General features: G+C 66.7%; 1 protein-coding gene. It reads right to left on the bottom strand.

Annotated elements, in window-relative coordinates:
- Positions 1 to 841: ATP-binding protein (locus tag I5G_RS11190; RefSeq protein WP_022879126.1), on the bottom strand; the 841-nt coding region annotated here is incomplete at both ends.

The following is an 841-nucleotide window of genomic DNA, read 5'->3' on the forward strand; positions in this document are numbered from 1 at the left end:
GATGGTGTTGCAATAATAGCTGTACGATCCGTCGGAGAAGAGCGGCCACGCCACCGCCCATTCGGCCGACCCCATGCCCTCGGCGAAATCCTGCCGGCCGGTGAAGAAGTCCGTCGTCGCGCATTCCCGCCCGCCGACCTGCTCCTTCAGATGATCGGAAAGGCCTCCGGGGAACTGGAACACCGCCTCGTGCGGGGTGTCGTCGGTCAGGATCGCGGGATCGCATTTCCAGCGGATCTCGACGCCCGCGAAGAGGTAGGCCTTGGAACGGGCGAGGCGGTAGAGGCGCTGCGGCTTGAACTTCAGCTCGCCGAAAATCTCGGTGTCGGGCACGAAGCTGACCGAGGTGCCGCGCCGGTTGGGCGCCGCCCCGACCTTCTCCAGCGCCCCTTCCGGATGCCCGCGCGAGAAACGCTGCTGGTACAATTCCTTGTTGCGCGCGACCTCGACCACCGTCTCGACCGACAGCGCGTTGACGGCGCAGACGCCGACGCCGTGCAGGCCGCCCGACGTCTGGTAGGCGCCGCCGGAGAATTTGCCTCCGGAGTGGAGCATCGTGAAGATCACCTCGAGCGCCGATTTACCCTTGTGGCGGGGATGCTCGTCGATCGGGATGCCGCGCCCGTTGTCGATCACGGTGAGGCGGTTGCCGGCCGAGAGCGTCACCTCGATGCGGGTGGCGTGGCCGGCGACGGCCTCGTCCATCGCATTGTCTATCACCTCGGCGGCGAGGTGATGGAGCGCCCGCTCGTCGGTGCCGCCGATATACATGCCGGGGCGGCGACGGATCGGCTCGAGGCCTTCGAGCACCTCGATCGAGGATGCGTCATAGCCTTCGTTG

Origin of the sequence: Microbacterium sp. B19 (genome assembly GCF_000333395.1) — a bacterium.
GTDB lineage: Bacteria > Actinomycetota > Actinomycetes > Actinomycetales > Microbacteriaceae > Microbacterium.